Here is a 1,764-nt window from a genome sequence, read left to right on the forward strand (position 1 = left end):
GCGATCAGCGATTTCGATCCTAAAATTTAAACCATTACATCAATAACATGGAATCTTATAATATAGTTCATAAATATTAGTTAAGGCTAAAATACATATTGTATTTATAGGAAAAAATTATTATAGTTTATTAGACTAAAAAGTTAGTACTCTTGAGGTTTTTATGAAACAACTATTTATTTCAGGAATTTTATCGGCTGTTGTTACTCCTTTAATATTTACAACTCCTGCTAAATCAGCCATTTTTGAAATTACTGGAGATATTGAAAATTTTTCTCCTTCAACAGTCCTTGGTAATTTTAGAATTGTGATTAATGATAATGACAATCCTCAACAACTTTTTGAGGCTGATATAACCGAATCAAATATAGGATTAATAAATGAACCTTGGTATGGTTATAACGTTTCTGAAGCAACAGCTAGTGTTGATGGCGTACTTTATGATGAGACAGATATCATATCTTTTAGTCCATTTTCTAGTCCTATTAATGCTGAAATATGGTTTGAAGAACCTATAAGTTTAAATTCTAACCTTTTCTTAGTTGACTTTGATAGGGGGTTTACGGATAATCTTCTGTTAGGAGGTACGACTAATAACAGAATAGGTTGGCTTATCCAAAATAGTGGATTTGCTTACCTTCCTACTGAGGGTTTTCAAGTTAAAATTTCTAATGTTACTGTTAAACAAGTACCAGAGCCTTTAACCATGCTTGGAACAGGATCTGCCTTAGCCTTTGGAACAGTCTTCAAACGTAAATTAGCTAAAACCAAGAAAAAATAAAATTTAAGACCAAATCTATCTTTAAAGTCCTTTACTAGATGTAGGGGATTTTTTTATATTTCATGATCAAATAACTCAAATTATGTGACTCTAAAAGTCTTAAATTTATTAATAATTTTTCCCTTTTTTAGTTCCTACTAATTTCATTAATAGTTTTTAAAAACCACTTTCTGTTTAAAATGCCGTATCAAGAAGTCTAGTCAAGATGTGGATGTAATTGCGATTGAAATATCCTTTCGTTGACCCTTTAAAGGTATTATACAGACATGAAAGAGATAAAATATTCATCAAGAAGGGGGTTAACGTGGTTTTAAGACCCCTTAAACGCGGGCTTTTGAAATTGATTTTTACGCTCACAAATACCAATATTCTATCCAATATCTAAGTTTTTCTAAAAGGTTTTAAAATCTTTAAATTATTATTATTTTAGATAATATTTTTAAATAACCTAGAATGCTCCCAATGTTTAAGATTATTTTACATTAAAATAAATATGATCAAGCTTATGGCCTAACAACTTGAAGAAAGGCGACAAGGTTCAAGGATAAAAGTTGTTTTCATGTGGCAAAGTTGCTATTTTTGTTGTTGGGAGCAATTTGAGTTACTAAACTAAGAGAGAGGAGAAAAATGTATATTTCTTGGTCTGAAAAACTGTTAGTTTGCAGCACAATCCTTGGCATGCTGGAAATCACGGCCAGCACTGCAAATGCAGCCAGCTTTTTGTTTGATTTTGAAAGTGGTTTACCTGCTGAGGCATTATCCATACAAGCGACACTAGAAGGTGTTGTTGAGTTTACACCGAGTATTGAATTAGTTGACGGTAATAGCGTCATACGTTTGAGTGATGATCTCCCAGCTTCAGAGGGTGGGGCTATTTTTAGTGCTTTTGCAAATCCTACGGCGACTTTTCAGAATGTTAGCGTCTCTGCTCTGCTGAACCCAGCTGGCGACAGTAATGATCAGCTATTCTTAATCGCAAGGGC

At 32.7% G+C, this 1,764-nt stretch carries 2 protein-coding genes; both read left to right on the forward strand.

The window, feature by feature from the left end; translation table 11 throughout:
* The first annotated feature begins 163 nt into the window (after positions 1-163).
* Positions 164-781 carry a PEP-CTERM sorting domain-containing protein gene (locus CY0110_RS31285; RefSeq protein ID WP_008278983.1) on the forward strand — a complete coding sequence of 206 codons (618 nt, stop codon included), beginning with the start codon at positions 164-166 and terminating at the stop codon, positions 779-781.
* A gap of 627 nt (positions 782-1,408) precedes the next feature.
* Positions 1,409-1,764, forward strand: a 356-nt coding sequence (locus CY0110_RS27650) for a hypothetical protein (protein WP_008278984.1), incomplete at its 3' end; no start/stop codon positions are given.

Source organism: Crocosphaera chwakensis CCY0110, from assembly GCF_000169335.1.
GTDB lineage: Bacteria > Cyanobacteriota > Cyanobacteriia > Cyanobacteriales > Microcystaceae > Crocosphaera > Crocosphaera chwakensis.

Coding starts and splice junctions, on each gene's coding strand:
- CY0110_RS31285 (WP_008278983.1), top strand. CDS start 164: ATGAAACAACTATTTATTTCAGGAATTTTATCGGCTGTTGTTACTCCT.